Source organism: Xenorhabdus indica, assembly GCF_014467235.1.
GTDB lineage: Bacteria > Pseudomonadota > Gammaproteobacteria > Enterobacterales > Enterobacteriaceae > Xenorhabdus > Xenorhabdus indica.
Genome location: NZ_NKHP01000016.1, coordinates 85,742 through 104,884, shown reverse-complemented (window position 1 = coordinate 104,884; position 19,143 = coordinate 85,742). Strand labels below are relative to the sequence as shown.

General features: G+C 46.5%; 17 protein-coding genes. 7 read left to right on the top strand and 10 right to left on the bottom strand.

Annotated features, from left to right (window positions below; translation table 11 throughout):
* Positions 1-158 precede the first annotated feature (158 nt).
* The 9 genes from Xind_RS13430 to Xind_RS13390 all read right to left on the bottom strand — a co-directional run bounded on the left by Xind_RS13430 (position 159) and on the right by Xind_RS13390 (position 7,905).
* Positions 159-932: an amino acid ABC transporter permease gene (locus tag Xind_RS13430; RefSeq protein ID WP_047681592.1), complete on the bottom strand. Its 774-nt coding sequence runs from the start codon at positions 930-932 to the stop codon at positions 159-161.
* A gap of 1 nt (position 933) precedes the next feature.
* Entirely contained in the window at positions 934-1,671 is a 738-nt protein-coding gene (locus Xind_RS13425) for an amino acid ABC transporter permease (protein WP_187650236.1), read from the bottom strand.
* Positions 1,672-1,750: 79 nt separating this feature from the next.
* On the bottom strand, positions 1,751-2,599 hold the full coding sequence (locus Xind_RS13420) for an ABC transporter substrate-binding protein (protein ID WP_187650235.1): 849 nt from the start codon (positions 2,597-2,599) through the stop codon (positions 1,751-1,753).
* Between the two features lie 176 nt (positions 2,600-2,775).
* On the bottom strand, positions 2,776-3,492 hold the full coding sequence (gene phoU / locus Xind_RS13415) for a phosphate signaling complex protein PhoU (RefSeq protein WP_047681600.1): 717 nt from the start codon (positions 3,490-3,492) through the stop codon (positions 2,776-2,778).
* A 27-nt stretch (positions 3,493-3,519) separates the two neighbouring features.
* Positions 3,520-4,296 carry a phosphate ABC transporter ATP-binding protein PstB gene (gene pstB / locus Xind_RS13410; RefSeq protein ID WP_047681602.1) on the bottom strand — a complete coding sequence of 259 codons (777 nt, stop codon included), beginning with the start codon at positions 4,294-4,296 and terminating at the stop codon, positions 3,520-3,522.
* 35 nt (positions 4,297-4,331) lie between these two features.
* Positions 4,332-5,192 carry a phosphate ABC transporter permease PstA gene (gene pstA, locus Xind_RS13405; protein WP_047681605.1) on the bottom strand — a complete coding sequence of 287 codons (861 nt, stop codon included), beginning with the start codon at positions 5,190-5,192 and terminating at the stop codon, positions 4,332-4,334.
* Position 5,193: 1 nt separating this feature from the next.
* Positions 5,194-6,144 carry a phosphate ABC transporter permease PstC gene (gene pstC / locus Xind_RS13400; RefSeq protein ID WP_187650247.1) on the bottom strand — a complete coding sequence of 317 codons (951 nt, stop codon included), beginning with the start codon at positions 6,142-6,144 and terminating at the stop codon, positions 5,194-5,196.
* A 92-nt stretch (positions 6,145-6,236) separates the two neighbouring features.
* A complete protein-coding gene (pstS, locus tag Xind_RS13395) occupies positions 6,237-7,295 on the bottom strand; it encodes a phosphate ABC transporter substrate-binding protein PstS (RefSeq protein WP_187650234.1) in 1,059 nt (352 codons plus the stop codon).
* A 460-nt stretch (positions 7,296-7,755) separates the two neighbouring features.
* The gene (locus Xind_RS13390; RefSeq protein WP_187650233.1) at positions 7,756-7,905 is read right to left on the bottom strand and encodes an IS1 family transposase; all 150 of its coding nucleotides are present in this window, start codon (positions 7,903-7,905) and stop codon (positions 7,756-7,758) included.
* A gap of 261 nt (positions 7,906-8,166) precedes the next feature.
* Here Xind_RS13390 and Xind_RS13385 point away from each other — a divergent pair, with 261 nt between their 5' ends.
* The 6 genes from Xind_RS13385 (at position 8,167) to Xind_RS13360 (ending at position 13,719) form a co-directional block, all read left to right on the top strand.
* Entirely contained in the window at positions 8,167-8,829 is a 663-nt protein-coding gene (locus tag Xind_RS13385) for a hypothetical protein (protein ID WP_187650232.1), read from the top strand.
* Between the two features lie 2 nt (positions 8,830-8,831).
* Complete coding sequence (locus Xind_RS13380; protein WP_246432542.1) at positions 8,832-10,001, top strand: isochorismate synthase; 1,170 nt, start codon at positions 8,832-8,834, stop codon at positions 9,999-10,001.
* A complete protein-coding gene (locus tag Xind_RS13375; protein WP_187650245.1) occupies positions 9,995-11,617 on the top strand; it encodes a (2,3-dihydroxybenzoyl)adenylate synthase in 1,623 nt (540 codons plus the stop codon). The genes Xind_RS13380 and Xind_RS13375 overlap by 7 nt, the downstream gene beginning before the upstream one ends.
* An 11-nt stretch (positions 11,618-11,628) precedes the next feature.
* Complete coding sequence (locus tag Xind_RS13370) at positions 11,629-12,513, top strand: isochorismatase family protein (RefSeq protein WP_047681618.1); 885 nt, start codon at positions 11,629-11,631, stop codon at positions 12,511-12,513.
* The gene (gene dhbA / locus Xind_RS13365; protein ID WP_047681621.1) at positions 12,510-13,253 is read left to right on the top strand and encodes a 2,3-dihydro-2,3-dihydroxybenzoate dehydrogenase; all 744 of its coding nucleotides are present in this window, start codon (positions 12,510-12,512) and stop codon (positions 13,251-13,253) included. Before Xind_RS13370 ends, dhbA begins: the two co-directional genes overlap by 4 nt.
* 124 nt (positions 13,254-13,377) lie before the next feature.
* Positions 13,378-13,719 carry a cupin domain-containing protein gene (locus Xind_RS13360; RefSeq protein WP_187650231.1) on the top strand — a complete coding sequence of 114 codons (342 nt, stop codon included), beginning with the start codon at positions 13,378-13,380 and terminating at the stop codon, positions 13,717-13,719.
* Positions 13,720-13,851: 132 nt separating this feature from the next.
* On the opposite strand, the gene Xind_RS13355 is transcribed toward Xind_RS13360, so the two are convergent.
* A complete protein-coding gene (locus Xind_RS13355; protein WP_222941807.1) occupies positions 13,852-15,981 on the bottom strand; it encodes a TonB-dependent receptor in 2,130 nt (709 codons plus the stop codon).
* Positions 15,982-16,209: 228 nt separating this feature from the next.
* Between Xind_RS13355 and Xind_RS13350 the strand changes: the two genes are divergently transcribed.
* Positions 16,210-19,059, top strand: coding sequence for a condensation domain-containing protein (locus tag Xind_RS13350; protein ID WP_222941806.1), 2,850 nt, complete (start codon positions 16,210-16,212; stop codon positions 19,057-19,059).
* The last annotated feature ends 84 nt before the right edge of the window (positions 19,060-19,143 follow it).

Sequence of the window (19,143 nt, the reverse complement as noted above, 5' to 3'; positions counted from 1 at the left end):
TTTGCTGACAAAATCGACATTTTACTTCAACAGTCGCCATGTGACTTCTCCGAAAAAATGACGATTATACACAACCATCAACAGGTTGAATACGTGACCGACTCTTGTCTTTTTATTACCTTCGCTTTGTTCCAGATATCGTGGTTACAAACATAGCACTAACAGGTTTCTGAAGAGCCATTCACTTGCCGTCTAAATACAATTCGAAGCCTGTCGGGTATACCCCAAAATCGCAAGAATGCGGTTTTCTCACGTCTTACCGAAAAATGGCGAGCAACATAGTTAGCGGCTAATTCCAGTGACAAACACATCACAAAATAAACTAACGCAACAAATAAAAAGACTTCCATCGGATAAACCATACTACGATTATTAACCTGTGTCGCCAAAAATGACAGTTCTGCTACGCCGACAATATAGGCCAATGAAGTGTCTTTGATTAACGCAATCCATTGGTTTATGAACGAAGGCACCATCATACGCAATGCCTGTGGCAGAACGATATGCCACAATACTTCCCAACGATTGAAACCCAGAGACAGTCCTGCACGCCATTGACCTTCACCAATCGCCAGAATGCCCGCTTTGACACCATGGGCCAGATAAGCAGACGTGATCAATGCCAGTGCACAAACTACAGTGGTGATTTCAGGTATTTCCATACCCAAAACCACTGGCAACAAGAAATAAGTCCAGAAAATCAGCATAATAACCGGAATAGCACGAAAGAATCCCAGTACCGCTGCCAGCAAATTTACCCAAAAACCCCGCAACATCGCCAATGCGATTCCTGCCACTGTCCCTAAGGCAATCGAGATCACTCCGGCCATAATACTTATCATCAGAGTCAAAGCTGCGCCTTCCAACGGCCCGTCGGGAAAGGTTCCCAACAGCAAATAGCGCCAGTTTTCTGCTATAACAGTAAAGTCCATATCAGTACCCTCTTGCCAGTATTCTCTGCTGACGCCATTGCCCCCACCCTTCCATCACAGCAATAATGGCGATGTAGAGCACTGTCGCCACGCCAAACGCTTCAAATGTTTGCAGAGACTGTGTTTCTACCTGACGGGAAGCATAGGAAAGTTCGGCGACACCAATCGCCATTGTTAATGATGAATTCTTGACGATAGTCATGTACTGCCCCAAAAGTGGTGGCATAGCAATCTTCAATGCCTGTGGCAGTACGACATGGCGCATGGCCTGCCAACCAGTTAAACCCAATGCATGAGCAGCATATTTTTGCCCATGTCCAACACCCTGCATTCCAGCTCTTAACTCTTCTGCCACAAAAGGGGCGGAATAGAGTGTCAGGCCAATAAATCCAGCCAGAAACTCAAATGAAGGCCATTCCAGAGTAAAACCTGCAATCGCAGTCTCATGGGGAGTGTTCAGCCAGATCATGGCATCTTGAGGCAAAATCTGGCCGGAAGCGAAATACCAGAAAAACAGTTGTACCAGCAACGGGGTATTGCGGAATACCGAGGTGTACAGCGTAATCAACCAACGCAATGGCTTGATCTGGCTGTCCCGCGCTGCCGCAATGACAAAACCCAGTAAGGTGGAAGAAACAATGGTACAGGCAGAGATCCATAATGTAATCAAGAACCCTTGCCAGAGCCATTGCAGATATTCAGGAGCCAATAAGTGCTCGTCAATAAATTGCTCAAACATATTATTCACCACATCAACAAATGGCAAAGCCCCGCACAAAGACGGGGCTGGTTTCCGATATCATTTTCCCAGACGTATGTTAGTTCGCTGCCTGACTATTTAATGGAGCAAACTTAAAATTACCACGTGGCTGAGCAGATTTTGTATCAGGACCAAACCAGCGGTTATAAATTTTCTCTGCTTCACCTTCTTTCTCCAGTTTCAACAATGTCTGGTTCACCGCTTCAACCAACCGGGCTTCTCCTTTGGAAGCCGCTACAGCCTGATATTCCCGGGTAATACTGAAAGGTGATATTTCGAAATCTGCTTTTTGCGCTTCAGGAACATTCGCCAATAAGCCGACCAGCTTTGCATCATCCTGAGTGATCGCCTGAACATTACCATTTCTCAACGCCGCAAATGCCAGCGGAGTATCGTCATAAGAGATAACTTTCGCAGTTGGGTAACGCTCACGCAGTGTAATTTCTTGTACCGTTCCCTTATCCGCACCGATACGCAATTTAGCGATATCATCCGGATTAGTCAGGACACCTTTACGGGCAATGAATTTTTGCCCCGTAGCAAAATAAGGAATGGAAAAATCGACCTGTTTTGCCCGTTCATCGGTGATCGTGAAGTTAGCAGCAATTAAATCAATTTTCTTGGAAGAGAGTAGTGGAATACGATTTGCAGGATTGGTTGGGCGCAATTGCAGTTTCACGCCCAGATCACTGGCGATTGCATTGGCGATGTCCACATCATAACCAGCAAGTTTTTTCGTTTTAGGATCGATAAAACCAAAAGGGGGATTACTGTCGAATACCGCAATACGAACCGTACCCGCTTTTTTTATATCATCAAGTTTGTCTGCTTTTGCTACGCCAGAAACTAATACCAGACTGGTTAGTAACACAGTCACTGCTATCCGAGATTGATTGCGGAATTTCATTGGACACCCCTGTTGTTAATTTGTTAATAATTATTTATTGTCCAATAAAAACTATCAATTTCATCATAGTACTTGAAATAATATAAAATACTATATTTATACCCTTTTGGAATAAATCTTTAAAGTGAACCCCTAACCGCACTTAAGAGAATACCCATGTTTCATCGTCATAAAAATTATTCATCTTTAGTAAGCAATTCTTCCAGTTTATCGCCCCCAACATGGCGAAAATCCTGTCCTTTGACGTAATAGAAGATAAATTCACAAATGTTCTGACAACGATCGCCGATACGTTCGATAGAGCGGGCACATAAAAGTGCGGTCATGATGCTTGGAATAGTACGTGGATCTTCCATCATGTAAGTCATTAACTGGCGCACAATGCCTTCATATTCCTGATCTACTTTTTTATCTTCACGATAGATACGAATGGCTTCTTGCAAATCCATACGGGCAAAAGCATCCAATACATCATGCAGCATCCGGATGGTATGCCAGCCCAAAGATTCCAGACTGACCAATAGTGGTTGCTGTTGATGAGAAAATTTCTCCAGCGCCGTCTGACAAATTTTATTCGCAACATCACCAATACGCTCCAGCTCGGCAATGGTCTTTGAGATAACCATTATCAGGCGCAGATCACTTGCGGCGGGCTGACGTTTGGCAATGATACGAACACAGGCTTCATCTATCGCCACTTCCATCATGTTGACCTTCTGGTCGTCTTCAATGACTTGTTGGGCTAACTGTTTATCCTGATTGTGCATTGCCAGAATCGCCTTACTGAGCTGCTCTTCTACCAATCCACCCATCGCCATTAATTCAGTACGGATATGTTCCAGCTCAGCATTGAACTGACCAGAAATGTGCTTACCGAAATTCAGATTGTCCATCTTTACGCTACCTCTTATCTGCCCATATCAACCATACCGACCAGTAATATAATCTTCGGTCTGCTTCATTTTCGGTGTGGTGAACAAAATGTCAGTGTCACTGAATTCAATCAACTCACCGAGGTACATAAAAGCCGTATAATCAGAACAACGTGCCGCCTGCTGCATATTGTGTGTAACGATCACTACGGTATATTCCGATTTCAGTTCACTGATCAGTTCCTCAATACGCCCTGTAGAAATCGGGTCGAGAGCAGAGCAAGGTTCATCCAGCAACAAAACTTCCGGTCGGATAGCGATAGCACGGGCAATACACAAACGCTGTTGCTGACCTCCAGACAGGCTGTAACCACTCTGGTGTAACTTGTCTTTGGTTTCGTTCCACAATGCGGCTTTTGTCAGCGCCCAATGGACTCGCTCATCCATCTCAGCCCTTGAAAGTTTTTCAAACAAACGCACGCCAAAAGCGATATTGTCGTAAATCGACATCGGAAAGGGCGTCGGCTTTTGAAAAACCATGCCTACTTTGGCTCGTAACAAGGCAATATCCTGTTTATCGGTCAGAATATTTGTTTCATCCAGCAAGATCTCGCCTTCTGCTTTCTGTTCTCCATACAGTTCATACATTTTGTTAAAAGTACGCAGTAATGTTGATTTGCCACATCCCGATGGGCCAATGAAAGCAGTCACTTTATTCTGTGCAATATCCAACGTGATATTTTTCAGTGCATGAAATTTGCCGTAATAGAAATTCAGATTTCGTACCTGAATCTTATTTCCTGCAACATCATTGGCTTTACTCATCAACGCTTCTCTCTTCAATATCAGTTCCTCTAATATCAGAATTTTTTCTTGGCAAATAACAACCGCGCCAAGATATTAATCAACAGTACACACAAGGTAATCAGTAAAACCCCGGCCCATGCCAGTTGTTGCCAGTCAGAGAATGGACTCATAGCAAACTTGAATATGGTGACAGGCAAATTGGCAATTGGCTGACTGAGGTTAGTGCTCCAGAACTGGTTGGAAAGCGAAGTGAATAACAATGGGGCGGTTTCCCCTGCAATACGGGCAATCGCCAGTAACACACCCGTGATAATACCTGATATTGAGGCTTTCAACGTAATAGCAGAGATCATTTTCCATTTCGGTGTTCCCAGTGCATAAGCTGCTTCACGCAGGTTATCCGGCACCAGTTTCAACATGTTTTCCGTTGTGCGGATAACAATCGGGATTTGTAACAGAGCCAGTGCAATTACCCCTGCCCAACCAGAGAAATGCTGCATTTTCGTCACAACTATCGTGTAAACAAACAGCCCTACAACAATGGAAGGGGCAGAAAGCAGGATATCATTGATAAAGCGGATCACCTCAGCCAGCGGAGAACGACGTCCATACTCAGCAAGATAAATACCCGCCATAATTCCCAATGGCGTACCGCATACCGTTGCCCAGAAGATCAGGAGTCCACTGCCAACAATGGCGTTTGCCAGCCCGCCTCCTGCTGTGTTGGGTGGTGGTGTCATTTCGGTAAATAACGCCAGAGACATCCCATCAATGCCTTTAGTGATTGTGGAGATTAAAATCCAAATCAGCCAGAACAAACCGAACGCCATTGTTGCCATAGATAGAAACAGGGCGAGATGATTTTTCCGACGCCGCCAGGCTTGTAACTTATGGCGTTTATCAATTCTTACCATTTCAACGTCCCTCGTTCCTGGACAGACGCATGATCATCAATTTTGATAACGCGAGAACAATAAAAGTGATCACAAATAAAATCAGCCCCAGTTCCATCAATGCAGAGGTATGCAGACCAGATGCCGCTTCGGCAAATTCATTTGCCAATGCCGAAGTAATGCTGTTTCCGGGCATATAGAGGGAGAAACTGTCCAGTTGATAGGTATTGCCGATAATAAAAGTCACTGCCATGGTTTCTCCCAGTGCACGCCCCAGGCCCAACATCACACCGCCGATTACCCCATTTTTGGTGTAAGGCAGGACGATATGCCAAATCACTTCCCATGTTGTACAGCCAATTCCATAAGCCGATTCTTTCATCATAACGGGAGTTTGTTCAAAAACATCGCGCATCACAGAAGCAATATAGGGAATAATCATAATGGCAAGAATAATACCCGCGGCCAGAATACCGATGCCGAAAGCCGGGCCGGAAAACAGTTCTCCTACGACAGGAATACTCGACAACACATTTCCGACAGGTTGCTGGAAATAGGTGGCAAAAAGCGGGGCAAAGACAAACAGCCCCCACATGCCATAAACGATACTGGGGATTGCCGCCAATAATTCGATTGCTACACCAAGCGGCCGTTTCAGCCAGTTTGGTGCCAGCTCTGTCAAAAACAGAGCGATGCCAAAACTGACCGGAACGGCAATAATCAGAGCAATCAATGAAGTCACTAATGTGCCATAAATCGGAACTAGTGCGCCGAAAATCCCCGCAGGTGCATCCCAATCTTTATTCCATAGAAAAGCAAAACCAAACGCCTGCATACTCGGCCAGGCAGCAATCAGCAGCGAGATGATAATGCCTCCCAGTAGAAATAACGTCATCAGAGCCGCCAGCCTGACTAGCGTACTGAAAATAATATCACCGTGCTTACCAGGTGCTTTCTGTACTGTTTTATGCATGGTTTTTCTATGTATAGTCTTATGTTTGGCCATGCGCTCAATTCCCATTTGGGTTATTTCCCTTCAATAACATCGGCTAATACAACGAATGGTTAATACAAGGCATTGCCGTGCTTATCTTTTATGTCATTTTTCCAGGCTGCACGTACCTGTTCAATGACGGCTTTTGGCAACACAGCATAATCCAGCGCTTTCGCTTGCTCGCCGCCTTTTTCATAGGCCCAGTCAAAGAATTTCAGGATTTCTGTTCCATGTATGACATTTTTCTGCTGTTTATGGATTAGGATGAATGTCGTTGACGTGATGGGCCAGGCATTTTCGCCGGGCTGATTAGTCAAATCCTGTGCAAAACTTTTGTTCCAGTCCGCCCCTTTTGCTGCCGCACTGAAATTAGTTTCGGTAGGAGCGATAACGTTTCCATCAGCGGCTACCAACTTGGTATAAGCGAGGTTATTTTGCTTCGCATAAGCATATTCAACATAACCAATGGAGCCGGGCAAACGCTGGACGAACGCAGCAATGCCATCATTTCCTTTGCCACCCAGTCCGATTGGCCATTTCACTGTAGAACCTGCCCCGACTTTTGCTTTCCAGTCACTGTTTACTTTGGACAGGTAGCTAGTGAAAACAAAAGAAGTACCAGAACCATCCGCACGGCGTACCACCGCAATATTTTGATCAGGGAGTTGGAGATTCGGATTCAATTTCGCAATGATAGGATCATTCCATTTTTTGATGGTTCCCAAATAGATGTCACCGAGAGTTTTACCATCTAACACCAATTGGCCGGATTTGATACCTGGAAGGTTCACCGCCAGTACAATGCCACCAATCACGGTCGGAAACTGGAACAAACCTTCAGAAGCCAGTTTGTCATCAGTAAGTGGGGCATCTGATGCACCAAAATCAACTGTATTGGCAATAATCTGTTTTACACCACCAGAAGAACCAATCCCCTGATAATTGATTTTATTACCCGTTTCTTTTTGATAAGAATCAGCCCACTTGGTATATACCGGTGCCGGGAATGTCGCACCAGCTCCTGTCAAGCTGGTAGTTGCAACAAATGTAGTTGCAGCAAATGAAGACAAAGACGTCATAACAAATACTGTTGCCATGATACCTGCCACAGTGATACGTATTGATTTCATACACCCTCCTGCTGAGATACACATCATTCATTAAAAACAATTTTCAACAACATCAACAGTCTAGTTTTAGGTAAAAATTGGTTCAGGAGGGAAAAATAAGTCAACTTAATGACAGTAAAATGTATAAATTATGACATTTTTATGACAGTCATTCATAAATTCCCGCTATTATCGTACTCACACACATATCTCATAGCCTGAATTTCATCAATTCAATGTCATGACTCGTCATCTACGGGTCTGTTCATAATATATGTAAGATGCTGGCATGGCGTGTTTTCAAACGCTGACGGGAACTGGCTCCGTGTTTAATCCTGTTTTGAATATTTTTTTCAATTAAAAATATAGTGTTCAGGAGTTATATCAAAGTAAGCGGGTTCTGTTAATGAACATTCTTCCGCTGATATGATCGATGACATAATGAAAGTGACGGTTATGTATTAAGTAGTTAGAACTCTTATTAAAAATAGTTTTCACGCTCAGTGAAAGTACCAATCACTTTATCGTGTATTTCCTCCGATTTAGAATACCCTATCGTATTCGTTTCAAACGGGGTTCCCAAGCATACCAAAGCCAGCGTTGATTTTTCCTGTTCCACACAAACGGCCATGGCGCATCTATACCTGCATGACTTTTCTCTATTGCCATATTTATAGAAATTTTTACAAGAAAACGCCATTAATTAGTAATGTAAATTATATTGATAATCATTTCTATTTAAAATATTGTAATGGCGTTTTCCTTCTCAGGATCTCATACCTCTCCCTGATGAACATTTTGTCAACAAATTGGATTTTCGGCGCCGCCTGTAAGCAGCATAAATTAATTGTTATTAAATATTTTTATAAGGCAAATCAGACGGTGTTTGATTATGTTTAAAATAAGAAGAAAAAAACTTGTGGTGAAAATCATCACCAGACGCACAGGGTTTGGGTTTCAGGCGGCACTGTTTTCAACACCTAGGTTATCTGACGGGGCATATGCAGCTAGCGATGGGGAAGAGAACATGAGGGATGCAGCCGTGGAGCTGAAAAGCGTAACGCTACCAATGAAAGGGATTGTAGCGAAAGGTCACGTATCAGTCACCAAAACGGCGATTCTACTTGTCAAAATACAGCAGATAATCTCCATGGTTACTCGTGACCAGATGGATCACCAAAGAACGACTTTCGTATCCAACGCACTAAATTACACCAAAAGTGCCTTCACCCATTATCCAGGTTCATCTAACCGCAACGATGAAGTCGTAATCCGCCGCTTTTGCTACATAACACGCAATGATCTAAGAGAAAATACTTCCAACCTGAAAGGCGCATCCGTGCAGTTTAACGTCAACAACCTCACTATGTCGCCTCCTGCTGCGGAAAAGAAGCGTGTTTCTACAGCTAGGGCCACAGTATGTTCTCCACGGTCAGTTATAACTGATAACACCTGGTATCCGGCACCACTGGCGGCTCACTCTCACGTTACCGTCGGTATTTTCCCCTCCGGAAGGGGGGAAAAGCTAGCCCCTACACCAACAAGAGGAACCTGATTTTGTCTGGTATCGCCAACAATCTTCTTTCACTAACATTGCAAGAGGATGATTTTATCTTTCTGTCGCCCCACAAAAGCCTGCTCGCCCGGGGATGCCTCGCCACCTTGACACATCCCGCCGCATCCGGACATCACGTCGAGGGCGAGTTCCAGCAGAAGGTACAACAGTTGCTTCGTCAAACTCAACAGACCGGAGTAGAAAATCCCATTGTCGTGGGGGCTATTCCGTTTGATAAGCGCCAACCCTGTTCACTGTTTATTCCACAGACCTGCTACTGGTTCGATCGTTACGCCTTTAACCTCTCCGACTCTCCGGTGCAGGTGGAGGGCCAAGCTCACTACATTCCAAATCATGATGCATTTTGCGCCATGGTGGAGAACGCCCTGAATCCGCTACGTATCGGTGCACTGAATAAAGTGGTGCTGTCGCGTCTGCTACAGATTGAAAGCATCCCCCCGCTTAGCGCTCTAAGCCTATGGCTGCAACTCAACAAACAGAATCCGGAGAGCTACAACTTTCACTTACCGCTGGCGGATGGCATTCTGATTGGCGCCAGCCCTGAACTACTGCTACGTAAGGAGGGCAAGATCCTGCGCTCCTGTCCTCTTGCCGGCTCAGCACGGCGAGGCGACGATGACGCCAGTGACAGAAATGCCAAGGAAAAGCTGTTGTCCTCCGGAAAGGATCTCCACGAGCATCTGGTGGTCACGGAGGCTATCCGTCGCCAGTTGACAGATCTCTGTTGGTCTCTGACGATCCCAGAACCCTCGCTGCTCAGCACGCCTACGCTCTGGCATCTCGCTACTGAGATTCAGGGTATAGTGAACAATGATCGCGATAACGCGCTGTCTCTTGCCTGCCTACTTCATCCCACGCCCGCATTATGCGGCGCTCCTTATACCTTATCCCGCAGCCTGATCGGCGAGCTGGAGCCATTCGACCGCGGCTGGTTTGGCGGTATTGTCGGCTGGTGTGACGCCCGCGGAGACGGGGAATGGGTTGTGGCGATCCGCTGCGGCAAAGTTCAGCCTCATCAGATTGAGCTATTCGCCGGCGCCGGCATCGTTCCGGACTCTGTTCCGGAAAACGAATGGCTGGAAACCTGCACCAAATTTAACACCATGCTGAGTGCACTTGGTTTTGCAACGCAACAGGAGCAGACATTATGATTGAATTCAACCGCTGGCCTCAGGATCTGGCTGAACGTTATCGCCTGAAAGGGTACTGGATTGATCGCCCGTTGAGCGATATTCTCGATATTCACCGCGAGAACGATGCCGTGGCACTATTCTGCGGGGAGCGGTGCTGGAGCTATCGAGAGCTTAATGAAGCAGTAAACCGGCTCGCCGCCGCCTTGCATCGACGTGGCGTGCGTCAGAGACAAACCGCGCTGGTGCAGCTTGGCAACGAAGCTGAGTTTTATATCGTCTTTTTTGCCTTACTGCGCCTGGGGGTCACGCCGGTTAACGCGCTTTATAGCCACCAGAGCAGCGAATTAACTGCGTATGCGCTCCAGATTACGCCAGAGATACTCATTGCCGATCGCCAGCATCGCCAGTTTCATGATGATGCTCTTATTGATCTTCTGGTCGCCAAGTGCCCGAAACTGAATATAGTGGTGCTTCACCATGAGGATTCAGATTCGAACCGTTCGCTTTCACGCCTGATATCGGAAGAGCCGGGAGACTTCACGCCCACACCAACGCCTGCGGATGAGGTCGCATTTTTCCAGCTTTCCGGCGGCAGCACTGGCACCCCCAAGCTGATTCCTCGCACCCACAACGACTACTATTACAGTATCCGCGCCAGCAATCCGATCTGCGACATCAGCAGTAAAACCCGGTATCTCTGCGCACTGCCAGCCGCACACAACTATCCTATGAGTTCACCGGGCGCGCTGGGCGTATTTTATGCAGGTGGTCAGGTCATTCTCGTCCCCGATCCAAGCCCGGACGGATGTTTTCCGGTCATAGCCCGTCATCAGATCAATATTACCGCTCTGGTGCCACCTGCGGTCAGCATCTGGCTGGAATATGCCAATATCAGAGGTCACGTTAACGAACTCTCCAGTCTGAAAGTGATGCAGGTCGGTGGTGCTCCTTTGGGAGAAACGCTGGCCAGACGCATTCCAGAGGAGCTGGGCTGCCAGCTCCAACAGGTATTTGGTATGGCAGAAGGTCTGGTGAACTACACCCGACTAGACGATGACGACGCGCATACCTTCACAACTCAGGGCTGCCCCATCAGTGAGGATGATGAGGTATGGGTCGCAAACCGAGAAGGTCTCCCGGTGCCACACGGAGAGCCTGGATTGCTGATGACCCGAGGCCCATACACCTTTCGAGGCTATTACCGAAGCCCAGAACATAACCAGATGGTGTTCGACAGTAACGGGTTTTATTGTTCTGGCGACGTAGTCATTCAGCTTCCCGACGGATATCTGAAAGTAGTTGGACGTGAGAAGGATCAAATAAATCGTGGTGGCGAAAAAATTGCCGCTGAAGAGGTTGAGCACCTGTTGCTGCGCCACCCAACGGTGGTGCACGCCGCATTGGTCGCTATTCCTGACTGTCTAATGGGCGAGAAAACCTGCGCCTATGTGGTAACGCGCGAACGCGAATCCGTGAAACCAGCCGTGCTACGCCGCTGGCTACGCGAGCAGGGTATAGCCGACTATAAGATCCCTGATCGTTTTGAAAGTCTACCTGAGCTGCCGCTCACTCCAGTAGGAAAAATCAACAAACAGGCGTTACGTGCACTTGCCAGCGCCACCTTAGAAAATTGAGGAAAAACGCCATGAGCATTCCTAAACTTCAGGACTATACCCTGCCCGATGAAACTGCCTTACCTGCCAATAAAGTCAAGTGGAGGTTGGAGCCGCAACGCGCCGCTCTGCTGATTCACGATATGCAGGAATATTTCCTCAACTTCTGGGGAGAGGAGAGCAAGATGATTCAGCAGGTTATCGACAACATAGTTACTCTGCGCGCACGTTGCCATGAGCTCGGCATCCCCGTGTTTTACACAGCCCAGTCGAACCAACAAAACGACGTCGATCGAGCACTACTGAATGATATGTGGGGACCTGGCCTAAGCCGCTATCCAGAACAACAAAAAATCGCGGCAGCACTGTCCCCCGAACTGGAGGACACTGTATTGGTGAAGTGGCGCTACAGCGCGTTTCAGCGTTCTGACTTGGAAAATCATCTGCAAGAACGCCAGCGTGACCAGCTTATGATCTGCGGCGTGTACGCCCATATCGGCTGCCTAACCACTGCCACTGATGCCTTTATGCGCGATATACAGGCTTTTATGATTAGCGATGCGCTGGCAGACTTCAGCCGGGAGGAGCATATGATGGCGCTCCGCTATACTGCGGGTCGCTCCGGACGGGTATTGAGTACCTCTATGGCGCTGTCGGCACTCGCCCCGCCCGCAACAGAAAATAGATGGGATCGCGAACGTCTGCTTGCCATACTGCAACCCGCACTGGACGAAGATGCACACGACATTGATGATGACGAAAACCTGCTTGATTACGGCTTAGACTCGCTACGTACAATGTCTTTCGTCTCAAAGTGCCGCCATGAAGGGTACGAAATTGATTTTATCACGCTGATGAAACAACCAACGTTACGAAACTGGCTCGCACTGCTGAACAACGATCTGGAAGAGAAATGAACGAATTCAAGGGAAAAACCGTCTGGGTGACGGGAGCAGGGAGCGGTATCGGCTCCCGAACAGCCGTCCGTTTTCACGAGGCAGGAGCCAGGGTTTTTGGATTCGATCTAAAGTTTCCTGATTCAATGCCGTTCGAGACGCTCATTCTGGATGTCAGCGATGCTCATGCGGTGCAAAAAACCTGCCCTCCATTGCTGAAAGCAAATGGGCTGGATGTGCTGGTTAACGGTGCGGGAATTCTGCGCCTCGGCTCCGCAGAAACGTTAAGCCGTGAAGACTGGGAAAGCTCAATCAACGTTAATGCAGGCTCAGCATTCAATCTGTTTAAAATCCTCATTCCACACTTCCAGCATCAGCGCAGCGGCAATATCGTCTCGATAGCCTCCAATGCAGCCCACGTGCCACGCGTTAATATGGCAGTTTACTGCGCTTCTAAGGCTGCGATGCGTAGCTTGTGCCTGAGTGTGGGGCTGGAACTGGCACCTTTTGGGGTACGATGTAACATTGTTTCACCCGGTTCCACATTGACTCCAATGCTGGAGGGAATGCTTAACGATGATATGGCACATCAACGTCTGATTAATGGTCTTACCGAACAATTTAAGCTCGGCATTCCACTCGGAAAAATTGCCCAGCCCGACGAAATAGCCAACGTCATTTTGTTTTTGGCCTCCGACAAAGCAAGCCACATAACATTACAGGATATTGTCATTGATGGAGGCGCTACGCTCGGTGCCTGATAAACCGAATGTTTAAATCTGTTTACCTGTATGCCACTATAAAAAACGGAAAGACTATAATTCCATGGAATGGGTAACTATTAAAAATTTAAACTAAACACTAGTTAAAGGAAAGGAATATAACATGAGCCATATTGCAGCATTGAGAAAAGTCAACAATTTAAAACAAGAATTTGATTTAATAGAAGAAATCTGGTCACCAAAGGTGATAGCTCAAACAAACGAATATAAGATAATCATATTGCTCGCTAAGGGTGACTTTATATGGCACACACATGAAGATGAAGACAAGGTGTTTATGGTTATTGAAGGTGAACTCCGTATAGATTTTAAAAATGATCACGTAATAATAAAGCAAGGTGAGTTTTTTGTGGTGCCTAAAGGGCAAGAAAGTAAGCCTTCGTCTAAAGAATTAACCAAGCTGCTATTAATAGAACCCTATGTAGTCACAAATTCAGGCCAATAAATTTTTAATAAAAATTGTCAGGTTGTGAATTCAGATAATAAATACCACATGTGATTTGAGATAATGCAGGGGGAGCTGAATAGCTCCCCCTGTTTCTACCACCGACGAACCGGCGTAGCCGATGCTAATTTTTTAGAAGCGTACTTTCATACCGATACCCACTTCACGCGGCTCCAGCATGTATCCTGAAATTCCACCTGCACGAGTATTTTGTTTGTATGTTGGCACCCGTTTGTCAAAGATGTTATTGCCGTAAACAAAGAGTTCCAGATAGTTGGTCGGATTATAGGATAAACGGAGATTGGACACTAAATAGGCACTGACTCGCAACTTGGGATCGTTCTGATCATTGGAGAAGTAATGATCCATGTAACGAAAATCGTTACTCAAACGAACTTTTTCGGTGATATTCCAGTCAACACCAACGTTAAACATATAGCCAGGCGCTTTAGCGAATTGTTTTCCTTCAAACGAGTTGCCGCGATAATCAGCGAATTTTTTGATTTCGGTATGAAGTAATCCAAGCCCACCACGTAAGCGAAGGTTGTCCAGCGCCTGATAATCGGCTCCCAGCTCAAGTCCATAGGTTACCGCTTTGTCGGCGTTGACAAGGATAGAACCGTTCGGTCTGTCTTTCGTATAATCCGTTACAGCACTCTGGAACCCCTTATAATCTGTATAAAAGATATTACCGGTTACCAGTAATCGGTTATTGAACGCGCTACCACGCGCAAACAACTCGTAATTCCAAGCCTTCTCCGGAGCGAAGGTGTAATAGGAATGCCCAGAGAAATTCACACCTGTACCGCCCGGCCCATAGCCTTTGCTTACCAGTGTACCGACGGTTATATCGTTAGTAATATCATAGGCGAGAGAAACTTTTGGCAGAACAGCATGGAACCCTTTACTATATGCATGATAGACGCCAGGCACATAGCTGGTGACCCCTTCATGCTTGACTTGGTCATACTGATAACGCAAACCGCCAGTCAGAGACCATTTTTCCGCAAAACGCCTCGTCGCTTCTGAGAAAAGACCAACACTAGTATTAGTCAGATCGGCGTCAGCCTTGCCCAGCGAATTATCAAGCACATTCGTGGCCTTATCACGCGAGTAATAGAGACCTGTCACTCCACTCCAGGTTGAATATTCATCACCGAAGTTCAAACGCATTTCATTGGAAACATTATTCGAATCGCGATTGGCAATACCTGGAAACTGATTTGTGAAAGTGTAGCGGTACTTCGATACAGAATATTGGAGCTGGTTGGAGAGCACCATATCGTTTTCGAACGTATATTGAAGATCTAAGATACCGACATCACTGTTAGTTTTGGCTCTGTCAAGGTTTAGCGTCTCGTTTTTCAAATCACGGTAGGGCAATGACGCCAACTCACTGTCAGGATTTTTTGCTGCCATATGGGAGTAAGTCAGTTTGGCCAACCACGGGCTATCCAGCGGTTGCCAAAGTGCCTTCACACGGACATCCAGATTTTCGAAATCTTTGTTCTTATCAGAATCGAAGAAACCGGGATTGGTATATTTAATGAACGTATTTCTGCCGCTGTAATCCATGGCGAGACGTACTGCGAGATCGTCTGTCAATGGGCTATTGACAGTAAAGGAAGCACGTTTGTTTTGGCGGCTTCCGTACAAAATCTGCCCATCGAATTCGGGGGTAAAGGTGGGATCGTTAGTTTTGACAATCACCGCACCGGCGATGCTATTTGCCCCCTGTGTCGTCGTTTGTGGGCCACGGAATACTTCTACTGAATTGACGTCCCAAACAGGCCCTCTCCCCAAACTAAACTCTGCGGAGCTGATATAGCGCCCATCAACACTGATAGTCGCTCGCGGTATAGGTTTGGAAAGAAAAGTATTCCCTCCTACGAGAGGCCCGTTTGTCTCAATACCGCGAATACTCGGCGCACTTGTATTGCTGGTATAAAGCACATTGGGTTTACCCTGCAAAATATCAACGAGGGTTGTCGCCTCAGGCTTACTCTGTATCTCCTGCCCGGAGATAACCGTGACTGAGCTTGACGTTCTCTGCAGAGATCTTTCTGTTTTTTCACCCGTTACCGTGATGACATCGGCCTCATCGCTCCCCGTTTTGTTTTTCTCTGCTTGAGTCAAAGCGGTAGCTTGGCCCCCTAAGGATGATAAGGAAAACAAAATCGCACTGCTAAGTAACACTTTTCTGCGTGAAAAAAGCAGATTCCCCATCTTTATACCAATAGGCGTGACTGTCTTTATGGACATGATTATCATTATCATTATCACTATCATTAATATTCACAGGATGCCAAATATTATGTTAATCTCCCTATTTGTCAATTGCATATTTGTCAGTTCGCTCCAAATACAGCAGCCACTGCAACGCACGTCCTGCGGGCAGCATTAGTCCCCCTATGTGGCATTTAATGGATATTGGCTCGTATTAATGCATTGTAAAAAAAGACTGTTCAGTTTGATAAAACGAGAAAATCCATGTTGAATATTGATTCAGGAAAATCATCGCACATATCCGTATCCCGTTATGAAGAACATATCTGGCTGCTACAGCAACAGAATCCTGGCCGAATTCTCAAGCAGCTCTCAGCCTGGCGGCTTCATGACAATGTTAATATTTCAATGATGGTACATGCTATTCAGACTGTTATTGAGGCAATACCGGATCTGAACGTACGCTATGAGTTAAATGATGACGGTGAGTTGCATAAAACCCGAATCGTGGGCTGGCAAGCCTGCCTTGAGTTTTTCCATGCTAGCTCACATACAGACATGATCAATCAGATGCTAGCTGTGCAAGCAGATGCTTGGGTTCCTGAACAACATCCACCCTTTAAGATTTTAATAATACAAAAAAATAATGAAGTTGTTTTATCTCTTATTTTGCACGAGATATTGGCACAAACTTGTCATGAAAACGAGATACTCGAAATACTGATCCGCGCCTATGCCGGTCACTGGGTAGAACCCCCATCCCTAAAACGTGTCTCCTTACTACCTTTCGACGGAAAGCCGACTTCTCTCATCTCCTGGCTGCGCTGTTGCAACAGTGAGAACAGCATCATTCATTCCTCTTTTGGTGTAACAGCCGGCTTGAGTAAAGATCGGCTTGCACTGCGTTGGAAAACAGGACTTAAAATTAGTGAACTGAAAACATCTCTTTCTCGCGACAAACTGATTCACTGTGTGTCGGCTGTGATTTCAGCCAGATTCGCCCAATTCATTGGCCTGCTCGGCGGTCAAGAAAAGATTGCACTTTGTCTGTTACAGTCGGACGGTTTCCGCCGCATGATTATCGAGTGTGGCATGGCGGAAGCACAGATCATCAAATCCGTCATGGATAAGCTTCAGGCGCAACCAGACGAAGACAATCTTCTCTCCGGTGCGCCCGTAACAGGGAGTGATGAGTCCTGGGTATATGTTCGGTTGCTATCTCGTCCGAATGGCCTGGTTGGACAACAGAGCTTACTGAGTCAGCCTATCCTGTTGCCAACCTATGAAATGCGGCCCGATTTTGAACTAGCAACAGAGTGTGAAGGTACAGAGGACATTAGCCTTATATTAACAACCGGCCAGGCGATTTCTGGTCATACCGGCGAGTTTCTGCTAAGTCGTTTTGTGTCATGTCTTAAAGGTGATGAAGATGCCATTGCGGGTTTAGTCGCGAACTCTGTGTCTGGCACTGCTGTGTATTCCCCTCACAACGCCCCCGGAAAGGAGATCTCCGCTGGCACAGATGAAATAGCAGCAATCATATTGTCAGAGTTCCGTGAAACTTTAGCCGTTACAGATATGACGATAGATGATGATTTTTTTGACTGTGGCGGCCATTCTCTGCTGGCAACGCGCATTATCGGTAAACTGCTTGGCACGCACGGGCTGGAAGTGCACTTCGGTGATTTCTTCAGCCATCCTTCTGCCGCCGCCTTGGCATCACGCGCAGTGATAACAAATCAGAACAAGGACGTGGAGCCTCTGGCGCAGACACAAAACGATCGTTTGATGGCTCCCTTGGCACTCGCACAAGCCTCTCTTTGGAATGCCTATAACGCTTATGAATTCGGCACCATCTTCAACCTGCCATTCGCGCTGGATTTTCTTGATGAGGTTGACGAAACGCTCCTTGAGCAGGCTTTTTCTGATCTTATCGAGCGTCATCCTAGCTTGCGCACCCGATTCCATGTTCAAAATGGTGAGGCTTGTCAGCAGATTGTCGCCATGTCGGACGTGACCAATGATAAGTGGTTCTGGCGCAGTCACGAAAGCAACGGTGTACATCTTGATGACGAAGCTGCTTATAAGTTCGATCTTTCCCGCGAATTGCCGATCAGAATACGGCTGATCCGCAATCCAGAAACCGGACGTCAAATATTGTCATTCCTCGTTCATCATATGGTTATTGATGAATGGTCATTGAATGTCCTGATGGAGGAACTTGCCCAGGCTTATTTAGCGCGCTCTGTAAGTATGGCTCCTGTGTGGAAAAAAACCGCATTGTCATTTCATGAGTTTGCTCAGCAACAGCGGGCAGACGGCTTTAATCAAAAGCATCTCGATTACTGGACTAACATGTTACGTGATGCAACGCGCGGGTTAGAACTCGCCTTATCTGACAACCGGAAGACTATCGCTGCGCATGAAAGTTCGTCAGAAGCCGGCTGGATTGAGTACAAACCTAAACCTGAAATCACGCATCGTCTTTATTCCTTTGCCCGGCAAAATAATGCATCCCTATTCAGTGTCGTCTACGCTGCCATTGCGCTTTCGCTGCACAAACTTGGCAATCTGAAGGATATCGTGATAGGTACCTCTGCGTCGGGTCGTACCGATCCCAATACCTATGAAACAGTAGGCTATTTTACCACTATGGTTGCTCATCGGTTGCAGTTCTATCCAGAAAAACCCGTCGTCACACTGATCGAAGACACCAGAGATACTATCAATAATTCAATGCCGTATGCAGATGTACCGCTCGATCTTATTCAACAATCGCTGGGAATGACACCTGAGGATGGTCTAATCTTCGACGTTTATATTCAAATTCATGCCAATAATGCGCTGAATGGCGCTCTTAAAACCCCGTCTGGCAACGATATACGCTATCGGCAAATCGATCCCGATAAAAAAGAATCCATGTTCGGTCTTCAATTCGAGATCATGGAAGATGTCATTGATGGAGAAAGAATAATGCGACTGGTGATAACTTACCGTGCGGATCGTTATCCTGAAGAACATGTCCAACGCATCCGTGAAACAATAGATAAAGTTTTCGCATTCTTCACAACACCTGAGGTCTCAAGCCTTCCCCTTGCTCAAGTTCCTGTGTGATGCCTATAGGGGTGATGAACCAACCGTGATGGGTTCGGTCAGGGGCGGTTTGTGCCTGACCGAACCATATAATCCTACTCCGAT

Excerpts from the sequence above, each read along its gene's own strand:
- Xind_RS13430 (WP_047681592.1), bottom strand. The coding sequence starts at position 932 with ATGGACTTTACTGTTATAGCAGAAAACTGGCGCTATTTGCTGTTGGGA.
- Xind_RS13425 (WP_187650236.1), bottom strand. The coding sequence starts at position 1,671 with ATGTTTGAGCAATTTATTGACGAGCACTTATTGGCTCCTGAATATCTG.
- Xind_RS13420 (WP_187650235.1), bottom strand. The coding sequence starts at position 2,599 with ATGAAATTCCGCAATCAATCTCGGATAGCAGTGACTGTGTTACTAACC.
- phoU (WP_047681600.1), bottom strand. The coding sequence starts at position 3,492 with ATGGACAATCTGAATTTCGGTAAGCACATTTCTGGTCAGTTCAATGCT.
- pstB (WP_047681602.1), bottom strand. The coding sequence starts at position 4,296 with ATGAGTAAAGCCAATGATGTTGCAGGAAATAAGATTCAGGTACGAAAT.
- pstA (WP_047681605.1), bottom strand. The coding sequence starts at position 5,192 with ATGGTAAGAATTGATAAACGCCATAAGTTACAAGCCTGGCGGCGTCGG.
- pstC (WP_187650247.1), bottom strand. The coding sequence starts at position 6,144 with ATGCATAAAACAGTACAGAAAGCACCTGGTAAGCACGGTGATATTATT.
- pstS (WP_187650234.1), bottom strand. The coding sequence starts at position 7,295 with ATGAAATCAATACGTATCACTGTGGCAGGTATCATGGCAACAGTATTT.
- Xind_RS13390 (WP_187650233.1), bottom strand. The coding sequence starts at position 7,905 with ATGGCCGTTTGTGTGGAACAGGAAAAATCAACGCTGGCTTTGGTATGC.
- Xind_RS13385 (WP_187650232.1), top strand. The coding sequence starts at position 8,167 with ATGTTTAAAATAAGAAGAAAAAAACTTGTGGTGAAAATCATCACCAGA.
- Xind_RS13370 (WP_047681618.1), top strand. The coding sequence starts at position 11,629 with ATGAGCATTCCTAAACTTCAGGACTATACCCTGCCCGATGAAACTGCC.
- dhbA (WP_047681621.1), top strand. The coding sequence starts at position 12,510 with ATGAACGAATTCAAGGGAAAAACCGTCTGGGTGACGGGAGCAGGGAGC.
- Xind_RS13360 (WP_187650231.1), top strand. The coding sequence starts at position 13,378 with ATGAGCCATATTGCAGCATTGAGAAAAGTCAACAATTTAAAACAAGAA.
- Xind_RS13355 (WP_222941807.1), bottom strand. The coding sequence starts at position 15,981 with ATGTCCATAAAGACAGTCACGCCTATTGGTATAAAGATGGGGAATCTG.
- Xind_RS13350 (WP_222941806.1), top strand. The coding sequence starts at position 16,210 with ATGTTGAATATTGATTCAGGAAAATCATCGCACATATCCGTATCCCGT.